At 70.7% G+C, this 23,208-nt stretch carries 20 protein-coding genes and 2 pseudogenes; 8 read left to right on the top strand and 14 right to left on the bottom strand.

The genetic code is table 11. The features are described 5' to 3' along the window. Positions 1–50: 50 nt before the first annotated feature. Together EPO13_12070 and EPO13_12065 are read right to left on the bottom strand one after the other, a co-directional pair. Positions 51–521: a glyoxalase gene (locus EPO13_12070; protein ID TAK68315.1), complete on the bottom strand. Its 471-nt coding sequence runs from the start codon at positions 519–521 to the stop codon at positions 51–53. A gap of 30 nt (positions 522–551) precedes the next feature. Continuing rightward, positions 552–869 (bottom strand): annotated as a pseudogene (locus tag EPO13_12065) (LuxR family transcriptional regulator). A gap of 206 nt (positions 870–1,075) precedes the next feature. Here EPO13_12065 and EPO13_12060 point away from each other — a divergent pair. Further along, positions 1,076–1,387, top strand: coding sequence for a hypothetical protein (locus EPO13_12060; protein TAK68314.1), 312 nt, complete (start codon positions 1,076–1,078; stop codon positions 1,385–1,387). Positions 1,388–1,531: 144 nt separating this feature from the next. Here EPO13_12060 and EPO13_12055 read toward each other — a convergent pair whose 3' ends face one another. From EPO13_12055 to EPO13_12040, 4 genes are all read right to left on the bottom strand, one after another. After that, positions 1,532–2,962: a PepSY domain-containing protein gene (locus EPO13_12055; GenBank protein TAK68277.1), complete on the bottom strand. Its 1,431-nt coding sequence runs from the start codon at positions 2,960–2,962 to the stop codon at positions 1,532–1,534. Between the two features lie 189 nt (positions 2,963–3,151). Further along, complete coding sequence (locus EPO13_12050; protein ID TAK68276.1) at positions 3,152–3,943, bottom strand: hypothetical protein; 792 nt, start codon at positions 3,941–3,943, stop codon at positions 3,152–3,154. 17 nt (positions 3,944–3,960) lie between these two features. Continuing rightward, positions 3,961–4,518 carry a cysteine hydrolase gene (locus tag EPO13_12045; protein ID TAK68275.1) on the bottom strand — a complete coding sequence of 186 codons (558 nt, stop codon included), beginning with the start codon at positions 4,516–4,518 and terminating at the stop codon, positions 3,961–3,963. A gap of 68 nt (positions 4,519–4,586) precedes the next feature. Further along, positions 4,587–5,195 (bottom strand): TetR/AcrR family transcriptional regulator, encoded by a 609-nt coding sequence (locus EPO13_12040; GenBank protein ID TAK68274.1) that lies wholly within the window; start codon positions 5,193–5,195, stop codon positions 4,587–4,589. A gap of 91 nt (positions 5,196–5,286) precedes the next feature. Here EPO13_12040 and EPO13_12035 point away from each other — a divergent pair, with 91 nt between their 5' ends. From EPO13_12035 to EPO13_12025, 3 genes are all read left to right on the top strand, one after another. Continuing rightward, entirely contained in the window at positions 5,287–6,849 is a 1,563-nt protein-coding gene (locus EPO13_12035; GenBank protein TAK68273.1) for a DHA2 family efflux MFS transporter permease subunit, read from the top strand. 200 nt (positions 6,850–7,049) lie between these two features. Further along, a complete protein-coding gene (locus tag EPO13_12030; GenBank protein ID TAK68272.1) occupies positions 7,050–7,757 on the top strand; it encodes a response regulator transcription factor in 708 nt (235 codons plus the stop codon). A gap of 1 nt (position 7,758) precedes the next feature. Then, the gene (locus EPO13_12025; protein TAK68271.1) at positions 7,759–9,189 is read left to right on the top strand and encodes a HAMP domain-containing histidine kinase; all 1,431 of its coding nucleotides are present in this window, start codon (positions 7,759–7,761) and stop codon (positions 9,187–9,189) included. Here the strand turns inward: EPO13_12025 and EPO13_12020 are convergent. Continuing rightward, the gene (locus EPO13_12020; GenBank protein ID TAK68270.1) at positions 9,125–9,826 is read right to left on the bottom strand and encodes a transcriptional regulator; all 702 of its coding nucleotides are present in this window, start codon (positions 9,824–9,826) and stop codon (positions 9,125–9,127) included. The genes EPO13_12025 and EPO13_12020 overlap by 65 nt on opposite strands. Positions 9,827–9,984: 158 nt before the next feature. On the opposite strand from EPO13_12020, the gene EPO13_12015 reads away from it, so the two are divergent. Further along, on the top strand, positions 9,985–10,845 hold the full coding sequence (locus EPO13_12015; protein TAK68269.1) for a class I SAM-dependent methyltransferase: 861 nt from the start codon (positions 9,985–9,987) through the stop codon (positions 10,843–10,845). Positions 10,846–10,888: 43 nt separating this feature from the next. Here EPO13_12015 and EPO13_12010 read toward each other — a convergent pair whose 3' ends face one another. The 3 genes from EPO13_12010 to EPO13_12000 form a co-directional block, all read right to left on the bottom strand. Continuing rightward, positions 10,889–13,270, bottom strand: coding sequence for a flippase-like domain-containing protein (locus tag EPO13_12010; protein ID TAK68268.1), 2,382 nt, complete (start codon positions 13,268–13,270; stop codon positions 10,889–10,891). A gap of 88 nt (positions 13,271–13,358) precedes the next feature. Beyond that, positions 13,359–13,946: a hypothetical protein gene (locus tag EPO13_12005; GenBank protein ID TAK68267.1), complete on the bottom strand. Its 588-nt coding sequence runs from the start codon at positions 13,944–13,946 to the stop codon at positions 13,359–13,361. 150 nt (positions 13,947–14,096) lie between these two features. Beyond that, on the bottom strand, positions 14,097–14,762 hold the full coding sequence (locus tag EPO13_12000; GenBank protein TAK68266.1) for a DUF2461 domain-containing protein: 666 nt from the start codon (positions 14,760–14,762) through the stop codon (positions 14,097–14,099). Positions 14,763–15,028: 266 nt separating this feature from the next. Here EPO13_12000 and EPO13_11995 point away from each other — a divergent pair, with 266 nt between their 5' ends. Beyond that, the gene (locus EPO13_11995) at positions 15,029–15,325 is read left to right on the top strand and encodes a hypothetical protein (GenBank protein ID TAK68265.1); all 297 of its coding nucleotides are present in this window, start codon (positions 15,029–15,031) and stop codon (positions 15,323–15,325) included. Here the strand turns inward: EPO13_11995 and EPO13_11990 are convergent. Continuing rightward, positions 15,322–16,701 (bottom strand): chloride channel protein, encoded by a 1,380-nt coding sequence (locus EPO13_11990; GenBank protein ID TAK68264.1) that lies wholly within the window; start codon positions 16,699–16,701, stop codon positions 15,322–15,324. The two genes, EPO13_11995 and EPO13_11990, sit on opposite strands and share 4 nt — an antisense overlap. Between EPO13_11990 and EPO13_11985 the strand changes: the two are divergent. Further along, positions 16,618–16,815 (top strand): annotated as a pseudogene (locus tag EPO13_11985) (hypothetical protein). The gene EPO13_11990 and the pseudogene EPO13_11985 sit on opposite strands and share 84 nt — an antisense overlap. Positions 16,816–16,895: 80 nt before the next feature. On the opposite strand, the gene EPO13_11980 reads toward EPO13_11985, so the two are convergent. Next, complete coding sequence (locus EPO13_11980) at positions 16,896–17,954, bottom strand: hypothetical protein (GenBank protein ID TAK68263.1); 1,059 nt, start codon at positions 17,952–17,954, stop codon at positions 16,896–16,898. A 64-nt stretch (positions 17,955–18,018) separates the two neighbouring features. Between EPO13_11980 and glsA the strand changes: the two genes are divergently transcribed. After that, positions 18,019–19,443 carry a glutaminase A gene (gene glsA / locus EPO13_11975; GenBank protein TAK68262.1) on the top strand — a complete coding sequence of 475 codons (1,425 nt, stop codon included), beginning with the start codon at positions 18,019–18,021 and terminating at the stop codon, positions 19,441–19,443. Here glsA and EPO13_11970 read toward each other — a convergent pair. Together EPO13_11970 and EPO13_11965 are read right to left on the bottom strand one after the other, a co-directional pair. After that, positions 19,357–21,834 carry a heavy metal translocating P-type ATPase gene (locus EPO13_11970; GenBank protein ID TAK68261.1) on the bottom strand — a complete coding sequence of 826 codons (2,478 nt, stop codon included), beginning with the start codon at positions 21,832–21,834 and terminating at the stop codon, positions 19,357–19,359. The genes glsA and EPO13_11970 overlap by 87 nt on opposite strands. Positions 21,835–21,986: 152 nt before the next feature. After that, positions 21,987–23,018 carry an ABC transporter substrate-binding protein gene (locus EPO13_11965; protein TAK68260.1) on the bottom strand — a complete coding sequence of 344 codons (1,032 nt, stop codon included), beginning with the start codon at positions 23,016–23,018 and terminating at the stop codon, positions 21,987–21,989. Positions 23,019–23,208: the final 190 nt, after the last annotated feature.

Below are 23,208 nucleotides of genomic sequence, written 5' to 3'. Positions count from 1 at the left end.
GCGACGATGTCAGTTGAGCTTGACTGTCGGCCAGTTTGTCGGTGACGAACTCACCGCCAGTCGGGCGCGAAGATCGGCTGTCCCAGGGCGGCCGCCGCCTCGGCACGGGTCACCTCGCGCAGCTGGACCGAGAAGGTCCAGCGGTGGCCTTCGAGGTCGACAGCGGCGTACGTGCGAGCGCCGTAGAACTGGTCCTGCGGCTCCATCACGATCACCGCGGACGCCGCGCGAGCCCGCTCGCAGTGCTCGTCGAGTCCGCCGGACAGTTCGACGTGGACCGACTGGGTATTGGTGCCGTCGACGCTGGCCGGGCTGCGATACGGCGCCGACCACTCGGCCCCGATCATGACTCGGCCCCGGCCGGCGCAACTCAGTTCGTAGTGACACATCTGCGGGGCGTCAGGGGGACCCTCGATGGCCATCGTGACATCGAAGCCGAATACCCGCTGCAGCCAGTCGAGCGCGGCGACGGGGTCGCGGTAGTAGACGCTGGAGGTGAAGACCGGGTTCTCTGGGCGCAGCCCGGGTGCCGGTGCCGCCGCAGCGACGGCGACGGTCAGCAGGATCACCGCATCGTCGACCGCGAGCACCGAGTGCCGGTCGGCGGGCAGGACCAGGACGTCGTGCTGCTGTCCGTCCCACTGCTCGGTCGCGGTGGCGAGCCGGACCCTGCCTCGCAGCACGGTCAGCGTCGCCTCACCGGGGCTGTCATGCTCGGCCAGCTCCTGACCGGCGACGAGGGCGAGCACCGTCTGGCGTAGCGCGTGATGGTGGCCGCCGCGGATCGTGTGGGCGGCTCGGCCGCTGTGCGCACGTCGCGCGAGGTCCAGCTGGTCGTCGGCGATGCTGCTGAGGGAGATCGAGTCCACGGCGGCCTCCTGAGATGATCGACACGGGGTACGGCGTACGGCGCTGCCCCCAGCGTGCCAGCAGCCGCGCGGCTCTCCCAGCCGTGGCGGGCAGGGCGGGCCGCACCGGCGCGAGACAGGGGCGAACGACATTGAGTCCGGCCGACGACGCAACTGCCGCCGACGACGCGCTTCGGGCTGTCCTGCGAGCCGACCTCGTCGTCGCGATGAAGGCTCGGCGACCCGACGCGGTGACGGCGCTGCGGACGGCGATCGCCGCCATCGACAACGCCGCGGCGGTCGACCCGACCGTCGAAACCCCAGGCGCGGCAGGCGACCACGTCGCCGGAGCGCGGACCGGCGTGGGTTCGACCGAGGCCGCGCGCCGCCGGCTGGGTAGCGACGAGCTGCACGCCATCCTGCGCGACCAGATCACCGAGCGGCTGTCGGAGGCCGACCGGTACGACAGCCTCGGACGGGTCGAGGATGCGCAGCGGCTTCGCCGCGAGGCGGACGTGTTGTCGGCCTACCTGAGCTGAAACCGATCCACCGCTCGACCGTTCAGGGCGCGACGAGCCACCGTCGACCCCCGAGGGCGCGACGAGCCACCGGCGACCCTCCGAGGGCGCGACGAGCCCACGCTCGGCGAACTGCCGCGTGACGACGCCACGCCCCCGGCGGGATCAGGGCGACACGTTGAACCATCTCCGCAGTGGCGCGATCCGCCGGATGAGGAACCGGTCGACGAGCAGGACGACCAGCAGGGACGCGCCGAACAGCGGCAGGAGGACGGCCAGCGCGACCACGGCTGCTGCGATCCACCACGTCGTGGCGATCGGCAGCCGGCCGCGAGGTGCGGCGAGCCCGGACCGTGCCGGCCGGCGCCGCCACCACATGAGCGGCCCGCTGACGCACAGGAAGATGACCGACAGGCAGAAGGCGAACGTCAGCCAGAAATTCAGAACGCCGAATCGCCTGCCCTCGTGTACGGCGATCCCTTGCGCCACAACCTTGGCCGGCGTCGGGTAGTCGCCGTACCCGTATTCGGAGACCACTTGGCCGCTGTAGCGGTCGACGTGGATCGTCCGTTCCTGTCCGGGGTCGTTGAAGGCATACCCGATCACCGAATAGACCCCCTCGTCCGTGGTGGGCAGCGCGACGGTCATGGGCCCGGTCACGCCGGCACGGACGGCCACGGTCACCGCGGTATCGAGATTGGCCACCGCGCCGTCGGACGTCGCGGCGGAGGTCGGGACCTCGGACTTGCCGGCGCCCCAGGGGATCTCGGCACGATGACTGTGCGGCAACGACTCATCCAGGGTGGACGCCGGGTCGGACAGGGCACCGTGGTCCTCGCTCCACAACGAGGTGCCACGGTCGGTCGCCAACTGCTGCACCCGTTCCCCCCAGATGCCGGTCCAGGGCAGCCCCGTCAGGATCAGCAACAGGATCCCGCCGCCGACGATGGCACCGACCCAGGCGTGTCGGTTGCGCAGCAACGCGGAGCGGACGCGGCGTGCCAGCCGGGTGCGTCGGGCCCGGCGGCCGCGCCAGAACAGCAGGTATCCGGTGACCGTCAGCACGATCGCCCAACAGGCGCCGAGCTCGATGAGATGGTCGCCCCACCGCCCGGCCAGCAGTTCGGAGTGCACCCGGATGGCCAGACCGCTCAGGGTGCTGTCGGGATCCAGGTCGCCGAGCACGCGGCCCGACCACGGGTCGACGAAGACGTCGCGCCCCGCTCCGTCAGGTAGTTCCACCGAGAAGCTGGTACTGCGATCGGGCCCGCCCGGTTCGGTGACCGTACGGATCGTCGCGGTCGGATACGCCGTAGCGACCGCGTCCTGTTGGGCACTCAGCGGCACCGGCCGTGGCATGCCGGCTGGCTGGCTCAACACCATCAGGTCGCGGTGCAGCAGCGGCTCGATCTGGAAGCGCAACAAGTAGATCAGGCCGGTGATCGCCAGCATGCCGAGTATCGGGATCACCAGAACGCTGGCGTAGAAGTGCCAGCGCCAGTAGGCGCCGAACAGGCCGGTGCCGCGCTCGGTACGGGGATTCGGCGCGCTGTCGATGTTCCGGTTCGGTGGCGACACCGGGTCGCGAGTTGTCATCAGTGAGCTCCTTGCGAGGTTTGGGTTACTGACCCCGCGCACACGTCGGGCGGCAGCGGGGAGAGATGGCGCTGCTCGTCGCGGCGTACGTCGTCCTGGCAGCACCACAGACTGGCCGTCGCAGCGACGCGTGGTGCGTCGCGCTCGACCGGTGACAACGCGCAGCCAGCTGACCCCTGGCCGCGCGACCTACCCGAGGGCCGGCGGGCCGCGCCAGACGATCAGCGGCGATTGAAGGTGGACGGAGGCGACCGTCGCCGTACGCCGCGGGCGCCGGATGATCGCCCGCACGCGGCCTCGCAGGCGCTGTAGTGCGGCAGCCATGACGGCTCGGCCGGTGGCGAGCAGCCGGCCGACGAGGGTCCGCACCCGGCCCAGATCGGCGGCCAGTACCATCACGAGCGCGACGATCCTGTTCTGACACAGCAGGAACCAGCAGGCGAGTAGTCCGGCCGCCGCTGCGTGCGCGGCCGCCATGGGCAGATGCGACGGATCGACCAGGTGGGCGATCACGTGTCCGGTGGTGGTGGGCCGGCCGTCCCCGGCCTGCGCCGCGCGAGTGAGCAGTTCCTGCATGCCCAGCGCGTCGGCGAGCGTGCCCGGCTCGACGTGCCGGCCGGTGGCCGCGTCGATGCCGGCTGCCGCGGTTGCACTCGTCGGCGTGGGCATCGCAGCGACGCCACCCGGGACGTCGGTGAGGTGCCCGGCCACCGCCGTGAACGCAGCATGCACGGCGGCTTGGCCGGTCACGACGACGGCCAGGACTCGTAACTTCGCCTGGCCGTGGCCGAGGGTGAGCCGAACCACCACGACGGCGACTGCGGTCAGCGCCGTCAGCGGTACCGCACCCGGAAGCAGTCCGGCCGCGGCGCTGTGAGCTACTGCCGCGGTCCCGACGACGGCCAGCGTGATGACGGTCGCCCGCGTCCACAGCACGCTGTCGCTGACCGCGGCCGGGCCGACTGTGGCGGCGCGGGGCACGCCGGTGATCGTACCGACTACGAGAGTGAGTCGACCCAGGCCGTGACCGATCGGACGGTGGCCTGCCGCGGGAAGACCTTGTCCAGCAGGACCCGATGGACCTCGTCGTCGGGGTCGGCGCAGCCGTCGCGCAGCACCGTCAGATCGAAGTCGAGGTCCGCGGCCTCCCGCAGGGTAGACAGCACGACACCGCTCGTGGCGATTCCGCCCAGGACGAGGGACCGGACGCCGAGCGCCCGCAGCAGAATCGCCAGGTCGCTGCCGGCGAAGGCGCTGATCCGCCGCTTGACGACGGTGAGATCGGACGGTTGCGGCGCGACGCTGTCGTGGACCGCGGTGGCGGGGTCGTTCTCGCCGCCGGACGATCTGGCGAACCGGGCGAAATTCGTGTCCAGCGATCCGACTTCCGGGGCGCCGGGCCGGAAATACGCGCGGACGTAGATCACCGGAACTGCGGCTGCGCGAGCGGCGGTGGTGGCACGGGCCAAGGCCTCGAGCATCGGGCGGCATGCTGCGCCGTAGCGCTCGACGATTCCGTTCTGGATATCCAGGATCAGCAAGGCGGTCGTGGGCATCCGGTCATCATCGTGCAGCAGCTCAGGCGGCGGCGCCGGACGCGGCGAACGGCGTCGTTTCTGTCGGGTCAGCGGTCGGCCGGCTCGACCGCGACTGCCCGGATGATGTAGTCCAGCAGGAGTTCGTACGCGCCGTCGGCGATCGCCGGGTCGATGAAGCCGCGCAGTTCCAACGACAGCGCCCCGTGCACGGTGCACCAGATCCGTAGCGCCACCGCCGAGGGATCCTCCGGCCGGATCTGGCCGGAATCCATCGCGGCCACCACGTGGCTGACCAGCGCGCCGAACGCGTCGGCGGCCTCGACGATGGTCGGGTCCTGATACGAACCCGGCCGCGCCACCCGGTCGAACATGATCGCGTAGTGCTGCGGATGGGTCAGTGCATAGCGGCGGTAGCCGCGTCCGGAATCCCGCAACCGCGCCAGGGCGTCGCTGCCTGAGGCGGCGGCTACGGCGGCACGCAGACCCCGGAACCCGCGCTCCAGCAACGCGTCGGTCAGTCCCTGCTTGCCGCCCAGGTGGTTGTAGACGCCCATGGGGGCGACACCGGCCTCCGTGGCGACGGCTCGAACTGTCACAGCAGCCGGTCCGTCCCGCACCAGCACCCGCTCGGCGGCGTCGACGAGGGCCTGTTCGACGTCGGTGCTCGGCGTACGCCGGCGTGGCTGAGACGGCATGTCGCAGGAATCTCCTGATCGGGTTGACAGCCCACCCTACTTGTAGGACGGTGTGCTACAACTATAGAACGTCGTCCTACAGGGGGTGGTCATGAACCGATCGAGTGAGCGGCGCTGGGTGATCCTCGGCGTGCTGGTGCTGTCCAGCCTGCTGGTCACGATCGACAACACGATCGTCAACGTGGCGTTGCCGACCATGGGCCGCGAGCTCGACGCCGGCATCACGGATCTGCAGTGGGTCGTCGACGCCTACACCCTCGTCTTCGCCGGACTGCTGCTGGTCGGCGGCAACCTCGGCGACCGATTGGGGCGCAAGCGAATCCTGATCCTCGGTCTCGCGCTGTTCGCCGTGACGTCACTGGCCGGTTCGTTGGCGCAGGACACCGGCCAGCTGATCGCCGCCCGAGCGGCGATGGGCGCTGCCGCGGCGCTGGTCTTCCCGGCCACCCTGGCGATCCTGATCCAGGTCTTCACCGTGCCGCGCGAACGGGCGATGGCGATTGGCATCTGGGCCGCGACGGCCGGTGTCGCCGTCGCGCTCGGCCCGGTCACCGGCGGCTTCCTGCTGGAGCACTACTCCTGGGGATCCGTGTTCGTCGTCGGCGTCCCGATCGCCGTCATCGCGGCAGTCGCCGGCTGGTTCCTCGTCCCTGACTCCCGCGATCCCTCGCCGGGGCGGTTCGACGGACTCGGTGCGCTGCTGTCGATCGGGTCGATCGGCCTGCTGGTGTACGCCCTGATCGAGGCACCGCGGCACGGTTGGGCATCGCCGGCCACGGTCGTCGGGCTCGCTGCGGCGTTGTCGGCGCTGACCGCGTTCGTGGTGTGGGAGTCCCGCCGTACCGATCCACTGCTGGAGGTCCGGCTCTTTCGCAATGCCCGATTCTCCGCGGCCAGCGCCGCCATCGCGCTCGCCTTCTTCGGGCTGTTCGGCTTCATCTTCCTGGTGACGCAGTACTTCCAGGTGGTCCAGGGATACGGGACCCTCGAGGCCGGGCTCCGGACGTTGCCGTTCGCCGTGGTCATGGGCGCGCTGTCACCGGTCGCGGTGCTGGCAGTCCGGCTGCTGGGGACCAAGCTCGTCGTCGCCGGCGGGCTGCTGCTCATGTCGGCGGGCTTCGCCGTTGCTGCGACCGTCAGTTCGGCCTCGCAGTACTGGGGTGCGGTCGTGGTCTCGATGGTGCTCATGGCCGCTGGGCTCGCGCTGATCGCCAGCCCGGCCACCGAAGCCATCATGGGCGCGCTGCCGCCGGCGAAGGCAGGCGCCGGCTCCGCGGTCAACGACACCTCGCGCGAAGTCGGTGGCACCTTGGGCGTGGCCGTGCTGGGCTCGGTCATGGTCTCGGTGTACGGCGACCAGGTCGTCGGTGCGCTGCGGTCGCTGGGCCTGCCGACGGGCTTCGTCGAGGCCGCGCAGGACTCCGTTGTCGCCGGCTACCAAGGGATATCCGCCTTGCCCGCTGCGGTCCAACCGGCGGCGACGGCGGCGGTACGCGACGCGTTCCTGGCGGGCTTGAGCGCGGCGTCGTGGGTCGCGGTCGGGGCGACGGCGGTCGCGGCCATCGGCGCCTTGCTGTTCCTGCCGGCCCGCGGCGCCGGTGAGCAGTCGAGGACCGCGCACCCAGCCGAATCCGACGTCGTCGTCGGCGCCTGACGCGGTGGGCAGCGGACGTGCAGCGCACTGCCAGCACACTGCCAGCAATGCCGAGCAGGGTGACCGCCATGAAGGTTCGCCCCTTGTCGCCCACCGGCGTCCTGGCCGAGGACGGAGCGGGCCGGCGGCGCCGCCGGCCCGCCGAGCCGACCGGACGGCGCGGCCGCCGGTGGCACAGGCGTCGGTACGGTTGACCGGCGATGGACGAGTCCGGCCGGGCAGCAAAGCTCCTCGTCGTCGACGACGAGCCGAACATCGCCGACCTCCTGGTCACCGGACTGCGGTTCGTCGGCTTCGAGGTGACCTCGGCAGCATCGGGCACCGAAGCGCTGGCCGAGGCGGCCCGCACCCTCCCCGATCTGCTGCTGCTCGACGTGATGTTGCCGGACATGGACGGCTTCGAGGTCTGCCGTCGGCTGCGGGCCGCGGGCCGCGACGTCGCCGTGGTCTTCCTGACCGCGCGCGACGCCACCGAGGACAAGGTCGCCGGACTGACCCTGGGCGGCGACGACTACGTCACCAAACCCTTCAGTCTCGAAGAGGTCGTGGCGCGGGTCCGCTCGGTGCTGCGCCGTACCCGCCACGGCCCGGCGGGCGCCAGTCCCTCGGTCCTGTGCTTCGCCGACCTCGAGCTCGACGACGATATCCACGAAGTACGACGAGCCGGCCGTGTCGTGGAGCTGTCCCCGACCGAGTTCGCGTTGTTGCGCTATCTCCTGCTCAACGCGGGCCGGGTGGTCTCCAAGACGCAGATACTCGACCACGTGTGGCGGTACGACTTCGGCGGCGACGCCGGTGTCGTGGAGTCGTACATCTCGTATCTGCGCAAGAAGATCGACCGGGTCGACCCACCGCTGATCCACACGTTGCGCGGTGTGGGCTACTCACTGCGGCAACCGCGGCCCTGACATGTCGCGCTGGTCCTTGCACCACCGCGTCGCCCTGGGCGTCGTGGTCCTGGTCGCCTTCGCCCTGCTCGCCAGCGGCATCGTCGCCGTGGTGCTCCTGCGGGCCACGCTGACCGCTCAGATCGACAGCAGCCTGCTCAGTGCCGCTGCACAGCGGGGACTCGGGCCCCCGCCGATCGATCGGCCGGTCGCTGCCACCGGTGACAGGCAGCTGCCCAGTGCCTTCGTCATCACCCGGCTGGACTCCGGCGGCGCCATCCTCTTTCAGGTCGGCGGCACGCTGTTGCAGGACATCCCGGGCCCGGACCTCACTGACTTCACCGCGGCGAAGGTGGCGAGCCTGGACGGTGCCATCGTGACGGTGCCGGGTCTGCGAGGTGGGCCGGCGTACCGCGCCAGGGCACTACCGGCCGGCGACGGTGGCAGCGCGGTGCTGGCGGTGTCGTTGGAGCCGACCGACAGCACCCTGCGAACCTTCGCCTGCTGGCTCCTCGTCATCGGCCTGGTGGTGCTCGGCCTCACCGTGGTGGCGGCCGGGTGGGTCGTCCGGATGGGATTGCGGCCGCTGGAGGTGGTGGAATCCACCGCGGAGGCCATCGCCGCCGGCGACCTGTCGCGCCGGGTTCCCGAAGGTGCGCCTGGAACCGAGGTCGGGCGATTGTCCGCGTCGCTCAACGGGATGCTCGGGCAGATCGAGGAAGCCTTCGCCGAACGGGAGGCCAGTGAGGCACGGCTGCGCCGGTTCGTCGGTGATGCCGGCCACGAACTGCGAACCCCGCTGACGTCGATTCGCGGGTACGCCGAACTGACCCGGACCGGGGCGATGTCCAGTTCGCAGCAGCAGGCGATCGTGCTGTCGCGAATCGAGAACGAGGCCGCGCGAATGGGCGTCCTGGTCGACGAGTTGCTGCTGCTTGCCCGACTGGATCAGCAGCGGCCGTTGGAGCGTCAGCCGACCGACGTCGCCGGTGTCGTCGCCGACGCAGTGGCGGCCGCCAGAGCGCGCCAGCCGGCCAGGCCGCTCGAGTGGGCAGCACCGGCGCACCCGGTCGAGCTGATCGGAGATGCCTTCCGGCTGCATCAGGTGCTCGACAACCTGCTCGACAACTCCCTGACCCACACTCCGCACTCGTCGGCGGTCGTCGTGACGATGTCCTCCGACGACGCCACGGTCACCATCGGCGTCGGTGACGGTGGTCCGGGGATGACCCCGGAGCAACTGGATCGGGCGTTCGACCGGTTCTATCGGGGTGATCCGGCCCGCAGCCGCGGTGGGTCAGGTCTGGGCCTGTCGATCGTCACGGCCGTGGTCGCCGCCCATGGCGGGTCGGTGGCCTGCCAGAGCTCGGTGGCCAGCGGTACGACGGTTACGGTGTCGCTACCGCGTTCCGGAGAGCCGGCCGCGGCACGGCAGCGAAGTTCGACGGCGTGAACCACTGCGGGACAGCGCGTCGCAGCGGTGCAGGTCCCTGGACGTCGAGCGCGCCGGAGCGCAGTGCGGTCGACCAGGTCAGGTCGCCGCGCCAGACGTCGACCATGGTCCGCAGGTTCGAGATCAGGAGTACCGAGACGTCGTAGCCCGGGTCGAGGTCGCAGACGTCGGTCCCCGCGTCGGTGATGACCAACCACCAGTCCCGGTCCTTGCCGCGCTTGTCCTGGAAGGTGAACTGCACGACTGTTCGGCCGTCCGGGACCTGCCCGAAGTCGACGTGCCGGTGCATGTCCCACAGCAGCAGCCGCGGGTCGAGGTCCGCATCGCCGAGCTGGCCCACCCAGCGGGTGCCCCAGATGCCGACGGCGGTGACCACCGGTTCGAGCTCGCGACCGGCCGGGGTCAGCACGTACCGGACGTCACTGCCGTCGGCCTGTCGTCGTACGACGCCGGCCCGGACCAGCTGTGCGAGTCGCTTGGACAGCAGGGTGGGTGACATGGCCGGCAGGCCGCGGCGCAGGTCGTTGAAACGCTCACTGCCCAAGAGCAGCTCACGAACGACGAGCATCGTCCAACGCTCGTCGAGCAGCTCCATCGCCTTCGACACCGGGCAGAACTGACGGTAGGAGGCACCCATGGATCGCAGGCTAGATCCCAGCCGGCCGGGCGGCGGCGGCAATCGGGCACGTGGCGGTACAGATCTCGTACTAGGACGCCGTACGGCGGCTCCCTAGCGTCGTGGCCAGCGGCAGGCCGGGACGACGGCCCGCGACCCGACGAGAGGGATCGATTGCGATGAGTACGACGACGAGCACGGCACCGACCGCCGATACCGGATCCGGCGACCGGGCGCTGAAGGCGAAACACCGCGGCATGTGGGCGATGGGGGACTATCCGGCAGTCGCCCATGACGTGATCGCCGACCTGGGTCCGGCGCTGGTCGCCGCAGCCGGCGTCACGGCGGGACAGCAGGTGTTGGACGTCGCTGCCGGGTCCGGCAATGCGGCGATTCCTGCTGCCGCGCAGGGTGCTCGCGTCATTGCCAGCGACCTGACACCCGAGTTGTTCGCCGCCGGGCAGGCCGACGCGGCCCGTGCCGGGGTGCAGCTCGGCTGGCAGGAAGCCGACGCCGAAGACCTGCCCTGGCCCGCCTCGACGTTCGACGTCGTGCTGTCCTGCGTCGGGGTGATGTTCGCTCCCCACCACCAGGCCGCCGCCGACGAACTCGCGCGGGTCTGCCGGCCCGGCGGGACCATCGCGGTGCTGAGCTGGACCCCGGCGGGGTTCATCGGGCAGATGTTCGCCGCGATGAAGCCGTACGTGCCGGCGCCGCCCCCGGGAACTCAGCCGCCGGTCCTGTGGGGTGACGAGCAGCACGTGCGGCAGTTGCTGGGCGACCGGGTCATCGAGGTCGAGGCCCGCCGGGCGACGCTGCGGGTCGACTGCTTCGCCACGCCCGCGCAGTTCCGTGACTTCTTCAAGCGGTGCTACGGACCCACGATCGCGGCGTACCGCGGCATCGCCGACGACGCTGCCCGGGTGGCGGCGCTGGACGCGGACCTGGTGGAGCTGTCCCGACGCTTCGACACCGGCGACGGCGAGCGGCTGGTCATGGACTGGGAGTATCTGCTGCTGACCGCCCGGCGCGCCGCCTGACGAGTCTGCGGTGAGCTGGCTGCGCCGCGCGCTGTGGCAGCGGCTACAGGTAGTCGTGCCGGCGCAGCCAGATCACCGCGGGATAGCCCCACACCGGCGGCAGATACGCCGTAATCAACCGGTAGGAGAACGTCGCCGGGATCGCCTGTTCCTGCGGTACGCCGGCCGCCAGCAGCCCGGTGATGATCGCGCTCTCCATCACTCCCATCCCGCCCGGGACAGGGGCGAGCCCGCCGAGCAACGACGCAGCGGTGTTCACCAGGATGAGAACCGCGATGGAACTGTTGCCGCCGTACGCATGCAGGCACAGCCCGAGGCAGACGGCGAGCAGCACCTGGGTGGCGACGTTGGCGCCGAACAGCCGCGTCAGCTTGCCGGGCTGGCTGGCGATGTCGCGCAGGTTGTCCCGGACCAAGGTGTACTGCGGCTTGACCTTGTCCCGGACCGCCCGGCGGAAGCGGGGCCGCAACGCGAGGATGCCGACCACCACGCTGATGACCACGAGTCCGGCCAGCAGGAGTACCAGCCAGTCCGGGCCGCCGTCGGTCGATGTCGTACCGTCGCTGCCGGCTCGAACCGACGACAGCGAGAACGCTCCCCACGCGAAACACAGGGCGATCGCCGACAGCACCACCTGATCGGCGAAGCCGGCCAGGCTGTACAGGACGCCGGAGCTCAACGCGATCGATGCTCCCAGTCCCTCCTTCTGGAAGAACCGCACGGCCGCAGCAGTGGTCGCGACGGTGCCGCCGATGAGGCCGAAGAAGCCGTCGGCCAGCCGCAGCATGACCAGCGGCCCGGCCCGCAACCGAGCTGCTACCGCGCCCGAAAGCGCCACGGCCTCAGTCAGATCGGTCGAGATGCCGACGGCGAACGCCACGGCGATCCACCACCAGTTCGCGGTCAGCATCTCCGCGAGGACGTCGGAATAGCCGGTCAGCTCGCCGATGAGCAACCACAGTCCGAGCAGGGTTCCGGCGGCCAGCAGCACGCTGGACAGCTGGACCCGGTGGATCTCGGCCAGCTCGCCGGGTTGCGTCTGCGCGGCCGCGGCCGCCTTCTGCCGCAGGTCGTTCAGGGTGGTGGAACGGCGTGCCGGGCGCAGGCTGCGAGGCAGGGCGGCAGCCTGCAGTACGGGGACGACCGCTGCCAGCCCTGCCGTCCCCAGCGCCTCGTGCGCCGCGGCGACCGCGGCATCCGGGCCGACCACCAGGCTGGTGGCCACCAGGCAGGCCGCGCGGTCCGCGGCGACGGCGCGCGGCGAGGTGATGAGCGAACCGCCGACCAGATCCAGCAGGACGCAGTCGGTGCCCTGGAACGCGATGGTGGATCCGTCAAGGCGACCGTGGGCCATCCCGGCGTCGCCGAGGGCGCGGACGGTCGTCCAGACCGCGGCGATCCGCGCTGCGTCCAGCTCGGCGACCGGCAGGTCGGCGAGGGCCACGGGGTCGCCGTACGACGTGACGACGATGCCGTCCTCGCCGGCACCGGCCAAGCCGACCAGTTCGACGGTGGCGGTGGCGACCCCGTGGGCCGCGGCGTGCTCGACCATCGCGACGTGATGTTCCAGATGCTGCAGCCGAGTGAACGGCGCGGGCAGCCGAGGGCTTCGGTACCAGGCGATCTGGGCCACGCGCGTCACCAGTTGGGCGTCGACGGCGCCGCGGCTGTACACGGTCACCTCGACCGCGCCGTCCGGTGAATGCCCGATGAAACGGTCGCCGATGCGGCTTCCGCCGGCCGGGACCAGCGACGACAGGTCGAGGCCGAGTTCGGCGCAGCCGGCCAGCGCATCGGCGACCGGGACGCGATCGACGTCGCGGCCGAAGGCCAGTCGCCACAGGCAGCCGGCGGCATAGCCGGCGAACGCCCCGGCCAGCAGCGCCGACAGCGACAGGCTCGGCGCGGTCAGGACCAGGACGGCAGCAGCCAGTTCGCCGAGCAGGAGGGTCCGGCGTACCACCGACATCGTGTGCGGCCATACCGCAGTGGCCCCAGCCAGTGTCGCGATCCACGCCGCGGCGTCGGCGCTGAGCCCGTCACGATCCAGCACCAGCGGCAAGGTCGCCGACCCGAGTACGGCGACGGCGGCGGCCGCTGCCAGGGGCCAGCGACCGCTGCGGGCTGCGACCACCGCCACCACGGCGGCGACGCCGGTGAGGCAGAGGAACACCAGGGTCCGCAGTCCGATGGCGACCCATTCCCAGCTCACGCTCCAGCCGGGGCGGCCGAGGGTGTCCGCGACCCACCAGAGCAAGGCCGCTGCGGCGATGGCCACGGCGGCGCGGCCGATGTCGAGGGGAGTGCGGACGGTGGGGCGGCGAGTGGCTCCGCCGACCAGCAGCCGCGCGGTCCACCGGTCGAGCAACGGCGGATGTGCCGTTGTCCTGCCCCCTGCGGTACGCACGCCATGCACGGGGGTCATCCTGGCGGGCCCGAGTTCCGCCCCCGCCACGCCTCGCCGATACCCGAGACGCCGAAACCCTCGCCGCCGGGTGACCGAGTCGGAGTTCTCAGGCCAACCGGGCGGCGCCGAAAGAGACGTCGAACCGGTCGCACCAGATCGTGACGCTGGTCAGTCCGGTCAGATCGGCGCCGGCGGGGACGTCGTAGTTCTGGTTCCCGACATTGCCCTTCAACGGTCCGAGATCCAGCCACCGCCCGTCGTCGAACACGTGCCAGCCGTCGGACGAGTCGATGACCGGGGCGTCGGAGAGCCAGACCTTGAGATCGGGGCCGTTGCTGGTGTCCAGATTCTCGATCCGGAGGACCCGGCGCCCGTCCGGCAGGCTCAGCAGCCGGACGGATCCTGTCGTCTGGTGCTCATGGCTGAGCAACGTTCCGGCCGCCAGCACGGTGGGCGAACCCGGTGACGGGCTGCTGCCGGTAGTGGTCCCCGGCGTCGCCGGTGACGTGGCGACGGCCCCGGGCGTCGCCGGCGGCGTGACGACAGCGGGTATCGAGACGACCGGGGCCGCTTCGTCGACGACCTGGTCGACGAACAGTTTCCAGGGTTGGAACGCCGCCAGCGCGACCACCGCGACGACGGTCAGGACCGTCGCGGCGGCGACGCCGAGGCCGATGCGGGTGGCACGGGACACCGGGCACCTCGCCTTCTGTTGGCCGGCTGTCTTCTGTTGGCCGGCTGTCGCGGCTGCTGAAACTGCTGCTGGTCACCGAAGCACTGTCCGGCTCTGCTTCGGCGGCCGCCGGGTGGTGGATTGGCCGCCTCCTGTGACGGCCGGGACGGCTTACAGCGGCGGGGCCGCCGGGTCGGCGGCCGGTCCGACCTGATCGCCGAGCCATTCGACCAGTGGCCGCACCTGGCGCCAGCGCGTTCGTACCGTCTGCAGCGTCTTGCGGGTCCCCATCCAGGGTTCGACCGGAAACGGGTGCGTCGCGGTGAGGGCCCGCATCCGCATCAGGTCGAGATCGGGGTGATCCGGTGATACGCCTCGGGGCCGGGTCTTCAGCGGGCGGCCGTCGAGCTCCCAGCCCTGCCGGTCGAGGGCAGCCAGCAGGGCACGGACGTGCGCGGCGTGGCCGCTGTCGATCGCCGCACGGAAGCGGGCGACCTGCTGGCCTTGCGGTGAGTACCAGCCGCCGGCCACCAGCAGGCCGGCCCGAGAAACCTGGACGTAGTAGCCGACCGCGTCCTCCACGCCGACGAACGCACCCTGGTGATCCTTCAGCGGGGTCTTGTCGTTGCTGAAGCGGGTGTCCCGGTACGGCCGGAAGACCTGTGCCGCACCGAATTCAGCGGCCAGCTCGGCGAGCAGGGCCGTCAGCGGGTCGCGTACGGCCCGCTCGTACGTCGCCCTGTGGGCCTGCCACCAGCTGCGGGTGTTGTCCGCGACCAGGTCGTCGTAGAACTCGAACGCCTCCGCCGGTATCCCCTCGAACCGGATCACCGCCATCCCTGACTCCCTGCTGTCCGGCGTCCCGCATCGTGTTGTGTCGCGTCGTGCGCTCGCCCGTTGGACGCTACTGGGCCGCCCAAGCTACCCACGCTGTGTCCGAGCCACTGCGCGCTACCGACCCCGCCCCGCCCGACGCACCTGCCGACACCGCCCGGCCTTGACGCAGCAGTGCACCACGGCCGATCGCCACGCCGGGACCCTTGCACCGGCGGCCCCGTCAGGCCACGCTGATCGCGCCGCCGCTGGTCCTATCGGGAGGTCACATGACCCGCTTCGTGCAGGTGATCGAGTGGAAGACGTCGCGCATCGACGAGGTGCGCGCGCTCAATGAGGAATGGCGTGACCGGTTCCCGGCGATGGGTCCCAGTCGCATCATGCTGTGCGCTGACCGGGACAACGCCGGCTCGTATCTGACCATCGTCGAGTTCGGCTCGTACGAAGAAGCCATGAAGAACTCCGCGGACCCGGCGACATCCGAGTTCGCCGGGCGGATGGCGGCGCTGTGCGACGGACCGCCGGTGTTCCACAACCTGGATCTGCTCCAGGTCGAGGATCGTTAGCCGGCCACCCCAGCTGAGGCGGTGCTGGGCCTCGCCGGCCGTAGCCGGCGAGGCAGCACGACCTGGTCGGGCTCCGGCAGCCGGGCGGTCACGACGTACGTCACGACCACCGCCACGATGACCAGCGGCGTGACCGCGAGGCCGTCGTCGGCCAGAAGCAGTGTCGCCAGCAGGGTGGAGGTCAGCGGCAACCGCAGCATCGCAGTCGACATCGCGCCGATCCCGATTGCCAGTCCCGGCACCAGACCCAGCCCGGGCAATGACCCCACCGCGATTCCCAGCGCTGCTCCGATGAACATCGCCGGGAACACCGGGCCGCCGCGGAAGGCGCTGAGCGACAGGCCGTACGCCAGGCTCTTGCAGACGATGAGGACGACCAGCGAGGCGGTCGACCAGGTCGCCGCCTGCCCCACCAGGCCCGGCAGCGCGTCCTGGCCGGAGAACAACACCTCACTGGGATCGCGGTCGGTGATGCTGGCGAACACCACCGCCAGCCCGCCGATCAGCAGGCCGAGCAGTGTCGTGACGATGAGCCGCGAACGATGCACCACCGGGCGCAACGCCAGCCCGATGGCGCGGATCGTCCACCCGAGAAGGGAACACGCGAGCCCCAGCACGAGCGCCCAGCAGAACATCGCGACCGTCGGGGTGGTGAAGTCCGGTACGTCGGGCAGCGCCAGGGAGTAGGTGCCCAGTCCGGTCCAGGCGTCGAGCCCGACGAAGATGAGGGTCCCGATGCCCGCGGCCAGCAGCCCGGGCAACAGCACCAGTCCCAGCATCGGTCCAGCGATGCCGGCGACCTCCATCAGCAGGAAGGCGCCCAGCAGCGGCGAGCCGAGCAGTGTGCTCACGGCGGCGAAACTGCCCGCGGTGGCGATCACGGTGGCGGCCATCGGTGGGGCGTCCCGCTTGGCCAGCCGGACTGCGAGGTAGCCCAGCCCGCCGCCGATCGCGATCAGCGGCGCCTCGGGGCCGAGCACGACGCCGAGGGCCAGGGTGGCGAGCGCGGCGAGGATGATCCCGGGCAGTTCAGCCGGTAGCGGCGGTCCGCCCGTCTTGAAGCCCTCCGCCGGTGAATGCCCGGCGTTGCCGGGCAGCCGCGTGATGGTGAGCGCGACCAGCAGGCCGGCGATCGGCAGCGGCAGCAACGGCCACCAGAGGGGCGGCGAGGTGAATCCGAGCTCGACGGGAAGTTCGTCGAAGATCCAGGTCTGCAGCCGGCTCGTCAGGGCCAGGAAACCATAGGACAGCGCGGATATCGGCACTCCGACGATGGCGGCCAGCACGAGTGCCTGCAGGTAGGCACGCGAGCGCAACAGGCTCGCGGTGTCCGGGACTGCTGCAGGCGGGGCCGCGGCAGCCGTTCCGTCCGACATAGGGCACCCCGTCCGGGTCGTGTGGTCGTGTCGCATCCTTGCAGGCACCGGGCGGTCGTACGACGCGTTGCCCGACGCGCCGCCGCCGTGCCGCTGCCGGGTTTGGCAACCCGGCTCGGGCCGTCGTGGTGGCACCGCCGCGTTGTCGTGGCACTGCGCGTTTGTTGGGGCAGAGCCGCGGACGCGACGGGCGGTCAGCGCTCGCCGGCGGCGGTCAACACCAGGTCACGCACGTACTCGAGTTTGGCCAGGATGGCCGGCGTGACCCGGAAGGGGTAGAGCTCGTTTTGCCCCATGGACCGGCTGATGTGGTTGACCGCCAGGGACAACGGACGCCCGACGGCCAGCAGTTGCGCCGCTGACAGCCGCGTCATCGTGTCCTGCGGTGTGCTCGTCAGCCGTACTCGTTCGTCGTCCGACCAGGGACCGGGCGGCAACGCCGTACCGAGCCCGAACGACGCGGCCGTCTGCAGGGTGTCGTGGATGTGGAGGTAGTGCGCGAACGTCTCGGCGAAGTCCTCCCACGGGTGGCTGGTGGCGTAGTGGGAGAAGTAGCTGTCCTGCCAGCCGTCGGGGGCGCCGAAGCGGTAGTGGACGTCGAGTGCCTGGCCGTAGTCGGCGCGCTCGTCGCCGAACAGTTCCCGGAAGCCCTCGACGCGGCCGGTGTCCCACACCAGGACCTGCCAGTAGTAGTGGCCGATCTCGTGTCGGAAGTGGCCGAGCATCGTGCGGTATGCCTCCTGCAGGCTGGCGCGCAGGGCCTCCCGGTGGGGGTCGCTGGTCTCGGAGATATCGATCGTGATGACGCCGTTGGCGTGGCCGATCATCACTTGCGCGCCGCTCGTCGAGGCGACCAGGTCGAACGCCAGTCCGCCGTCCGGCCGGTCGAGGTGGGAGACGACCGGAAGCCCGATGTCGTGCAGCTGGAACAGCAGCCGACGCGTGGCCTGCCAGGTCCGGGCCAGTTGCTCCCAGCCGACGGTGTCGTCGCGGTCGGGCCGGCGCCGGGTCAGCCGGCACGCCTCGCACTGCCCGGAACCGGCGTCCTCCGGCACCAGCCAGTTGCACCCCCACGATCGGTTGGCGCAGCTGAAGTACGCCGTCCCGCCCACGGCCGCCCGCAGCCGATCACCGGTGAGGCCGACGAGGCCTCGGGCCGACGGGAGGTAGCCGAGCGGCGTGCCACAGCTACCGCAGCCGAGATCGTCGAAGAAGGCGACCGAGCGGCAGGTGTCGCAGGCGAACAGGCGCATGGGCGGAAACTAGCCCGCGGCTTCGGGGTGATCCACCACCGGTCGGGGTGGCTAGGGTCGCGACGTGACCGACCACGGGTTCGATCCCGCCGCTGTGATCGGCGAGGACGGCACCGAGATCTCCTGGCGCCGGCCGGTGACCCGCGCCTTGCATCGCCTGCACGCCGCGGTCCGCGGCGAGGACCGCGGTGAGGTCGCCGGCTACATTCCCGAGCTCGCCCGGGCCGACCCGGCCCACTTCGGTATCGCCTTGGCCAGCGTGACCGGCGCGGTCTACCACGCGGGCGATGCCTTGGTGCCCTTCACGATCCAGTCGGTCTCCAAACCGTTCGTGTATGCCCTGGCGCTGCAGGATCTCGGTTTGGAACAGGTCCTGGCTCGGGTCGGAGTGGAGCCGACCGGCGAGGCCTTCAACGACGTACGGCTGGAACCGGGGACCGGCCGGCCGCTCAATCCGATGGTGAACGCCGGGGCGATCCTGACGACCTCCCTGGTGGCTGCCGAGACGACGTCGCAACGGCACGAACGCATCAGAGCGGCGCTGTCGGCCTTCGCCGGTCGTGAGCTGGTACGTCATGAGTCGACGTACGAGTCCGAATTGGCCACCGGGGACCGCAACCGTGCGCTGGCCTATCTCATGCACAACGCGGGCGCGCTGACCGCCGATGTCACCGAGACGCTGGACTGCTATGTCGCGCAGTGCTCCCTGCTGGTGACCACGGTCGATCTCGCGGTGATGGCGGCGACGCTCGCCAACGGTGGCGTCAACCCGGTCACCGGGGTCCGCGCCGTCGACGAGGAGAGCGCGGGCCACGTCCTGACGGTGATGGCGACGTGCGGGATGTACACCTACGCCGGTGAGTGGCTGCTGCGCGCCGGACTGCCCGCCAAGAGCGGGGTGGCCGGCGGGTTGCTCGCGGCCAGCCCGGCGCAGTTCGGCGTCGGCGCCTACAGTCCGCGACTGGACGCCCAGGGCAACAGTGTCCGCGCCGTGCTTGCGGTGCAGCGGCTCTCGTCACAGTTGGGCCTGGACCTCATGCGCCATCCCGGGCTGACGGCACCGGTGGTCACGCATGACGCCATGGCCGCAGGCGGCTCCGTCGCCGTCATCGGGCTGCAGGGCGACCTCGACTTCGCCGCGATCGAGGCCGCGCTGGGCGTGCTCGCCGCAGTCGGCGGTCCCGACCGGCCCGGCGTCCGCGCGCTCGCACTGGACCTCAGCGCGGTCACCCGGCTGCATCCGGTCGCGAAGGCGGCGCTGGGCGTGGTGCTGTCCGGCCTGCGCAGCGAGGACATCCAGGTCGTGGTCGCCGACGACCGCGGCCGGGGACTGCTGGGGTCGGGCGTTCGCGAGACTCCGTCACTGGCAGAAGCCATCTCAGCCGGCGCGACACTGCGCGGATCAGAGCCGCTGGCTGCGAAGCCGCAGCGCGTTGCCGATCACCGAGACGGACGAGAGGGCCATCGCCGCCGCAGCGATGATCGGTGACAGGAGAACGCCGAACAGCGGGTAGAGCACCCCTGCGGCGACCGGAATGCCGATCATGTTGTAGCCGAAGGCGAATGCCAGGTTGCTCCGGATGTTGCGCATCGTCGCTCTGGACAGCGAGCGGGCGTGCGCGATGCCGTTCAGGTCGCCGCGCAGCAGCGTGACACCGGCGGACTCGATGGCCACATCGGTGCCCGACGACATCGCCAGGCCGACGTCCGCAGCTGCCAGCGCCGGGGAGTCGTTGACGCCGTCGCCGGCGAACGCGACCACCTTGCCCTGGGCGCGTAGCTGCGCGACGAGTTCGCTCTTGCGGTCCGGCATCACCTCGGCCTCGACGTGCTGGATGCCGAGCCTGGCCGCGACCGCCTGGGCAGTCGTGGCGTTGTCGCCGGTCAGCATGACCACGTCGATGCCCTCGTCGCGCAGCCGGCGCAATGCCTGCGGGGTCGTGTCCTTCACCGCGTCCGCGACCGCGATCACGGCAGCCACGACATCGTCGACGGCGACGAACACCGCGGTCGCGCCCTGCCCGCGCAGGTGTTCGGCGGCCGCGTCGAGCGACGCCGGGTCGAGGCCCTCGTCTCGCAGGAACGCGGCGGTCCCGACGCGCACCAGGTGGCCCTCGACCGCACCGACGACGCCCCGGCCGGCCGGGGCGTCGAAGTCGGCCACGCCGGGCAGCCGGGCGTTGCTGCCCTCGGGCCGAGCGGCGGCGACGATCGCCCGCGCCAGCGGGTGCTCGGACGCCTGTTCCACAGCCCCGGCGAACCGCAGAACTGCCGCCCGGTCGTGTCCGGCGGACCTGGAGGCGTCCGCGAGGACGACGTCGGTGACCGTCGGCTTCCCCTCGGTCAGGGTGCCGGTCTTGTCGACCACGACGGTGTCGACCTTCTCCATCAGCTCCAGCGCTTCGGCGTCCTTGATGAGGACGCCGAGCCCGGCGCCACGACCGACGCCGACCATGATCGACATGGGCGTGGCGAGGCCCAGCGCACACGGGCAGGCGATGATGAGGACGGCGACCGCAACGACCAGGGCGTTCGCCAGCTTCGGGTCGGGGCCGAAGAGCGCCCAGCTGACGAACGCCAACGCCGCGACACCGATGACAGCGGGGACGAACACCGCGGATACCCGGTCGACCGTGCGTTGGATGGGTGCGCGGGAGCGCTGCGCGTCGGCCACCAGTTGGACGATGCGCGCGAGCATGGTGTCGCGGCCGACCTTGTCGGCACGAACCACCAGCGAACCGGACTGGTTCACGGTTCCACCGATCACGGTGTCGCCGGCGCGCTTGGTCACCGGCATCGACTCCCCGGTCACCATCGATTCGTCGACGGTGGAGCGACCGTCCGTCACGACGGCGTCGACCGGGACCTTCTCGCCGGGCCGGACCCGGAGCCGGTCGCCGACGGCGAGGTCGTCGAGTGCGACGTCCTCCTCGGTGGCGTGACCGTCCGGGCCGTCGATGAGGCGGTGCGCAGTGGCCGGGGTGAGATCGAGCAGGGCCTTGATGGCACCCGAGGTCTGCTCCCGGGCCCGCAGTTCGAGGACCTGACCGAGGAGCACCAGGGTGGTGATGACCGCGGCCGCCTCGTAGTACACGTCGACGGTGCCGTCCATGCCGCGGAACGAATCCGGAAACACCCCAGGCAGGAACGTCGCCACGACCGAGAACGCCCAGGCGACGCCGGTGCCCATCGCGATCAGGGTGAACATGTTGAGGCTCTTGTTGCCGACCGACTGGACGCCGCGAACGAAGAACGGCCAGCCCGCCCACAGCACGACCGGCGTCGCGAGCGCGAACTGCCAATAGATGGCGGCCTGTTCCCCGCCGACCGCTCCGCGGATGGCGGGGAAGAAGTGCCCGCCCATCTCCAGCAGTACCACCGGGAGGGACAGCGCTACGGCGACCCAGAAGCGGCGGGTCATGTCGCGCAGCTCCGGGCTCGGTCCGTCGTCGACGGTCGCCATCACCGGTTCGAGCGCCATGCCGCAGATGGGGCACGGACCCGGGCCGGGGCGGCGGATCTGCGGGTGCATCGGGCACGTCCACTCCGCGACCGGACCCTCGGCCCTCCCGACGGTGGCAGGCGAGCCGTGGCCCGAATGGTCGTGCCCGGCATGGTCGTGCCCGGCATGGTCGTGCCCGGCATGGTCGTGCCCGGCATGGTCGTGCCCGGCATGGTCGTGCCCGGCATGGGCGTGATCGGTGTGGCCGTCGGCCGGCGCGGCCACGTGGCGGCTGGGGTCGGCCTCGAACGTGGCCCGGCACGAGGCCGAGCAGAAGTACGTCGTATGCCCGTCGTACGTCACGTGCTCGCGCGCGGTGGCCGGGTCGACCTGCATCCCGCACACCGGGTCGGTCACTGACGGCAGTTGCGTACCCATGGCCGCGACCATACCCCCCTGGGGTATACGGGGCAAGAGTACGAAAGGCACTGATCACCAACGAAAGACGGCGACCCGCGGCGTGGTCGCCGCTGGTCGCCGTCGTCCGGTGCCGGCATCGGCGGCAGGTGTGCCGCGATGCGGAGTAGGTGCTACTTGCCGAGCGCCTGCTTGTACGGGCCCATGTCGACCCGCGCGGCGTACGACCAGTTCGGGTCGTTCGCCTGGACGTAGGGGTACGCCGACTGGTTCAAGAAGACGACGTCCTGCGCCCAGGCGGCCTCGGAGATGAAGCCGTCCTCGGGTGCGAAGCCGAACATCTGCTCCTTGATCAGCATCGCCAGCTGATCCTTCGTGTAGCCCTTCCACACGCTGTCTTGCAGCAGGAGGGTCGCCAGCTGGTCGGGGGTGTCGCTCTTCATCTTCTTCAGGCCCTTGTCCATGCCCTTGATGAAGGCGACGAGCTCGGCCTGCTTGTTCTTGAGGTTGTCACGCAGGCCCCAGACCGCCGTGTCGGCGAAGTTCAGCGGCTGCAGCTTGGCCGGCAGCGACGAGACGTTGCGGGGATCGACGATGACCGTCGCCTTGCCCGCGGCGACCGCGGGGTAGATCGTGCCGAATGTCGTGATACCGCAGTCGTTGGTGCCGGCGGCCACGCTGTTGGAAATGGCCGAGGCATCGCCCTGCGGCACGATCTGGTATTTCAGGTCGAGCGCCTTCTGGTAGGCGACCGCCCAGCCGTACGGCGACGTCGCCTGGGGCACAGTAATGATCGTCTTGCAGTCTTCGATCTTGGTGATGCCGGTCTTGCCGATGACGAAGCCGGCCGCCTTGTTGCCCAGACCCCAGTAGACGATCGAGGTCGCCTTCCCCTGGTTCTGCACCGACGCCGGCGCTCCCGCGCCGCCGAAGGCCACGTCCACCTGGCCGGAGGACACCGACGTCACGGTGTTCGGCCCGGGAAGCGAGATCTGGACGTCGAGGCCGAACTCCCTGAAGTAGCCCGCCTGCTGCGCGATGAAGACCTGCGATTGCGAGGGGTCCGGGATGGAGACGGCGACCTTCAAGGTCAGCGGCGCCGCCGATCCGGAGGCGGACGGGCCGGCGTCGCTCCCACAAGCGGCGATCGCTGGCACCAGCACGGCTGCCGCCGCGCCGATCATCGCCAGCCGTGCCGGCCTCATCCGAGGTGTTGACCTATCCACGAGTTCTGTCTCCTCAACGACGTGACGGGGGCATAGCAAACGGAACGGACATGGCAGACGGAGCGCCAGAAGAATCGGTGAGCGACCTCAGGTCGCGGCAGACGCCCCGTTGGTGCCGCATTATAGAGTACGCACAGTAGCCGAGTCAAGATCGTGACATTGTCGCTCA

It is taken from the genome of Actinomycetota bacterium (assembly GCA_004297305.1).
Lineage (GTDB): Bacteria > Actinomycetota > Actinomycetes > S36-B12 > FW305-bin1 > FW305-bin1.
Note: the sequence above shows the minus strand (reverse complement) of the source record. Positions and strands in the feature narration are given on the sequence as shown.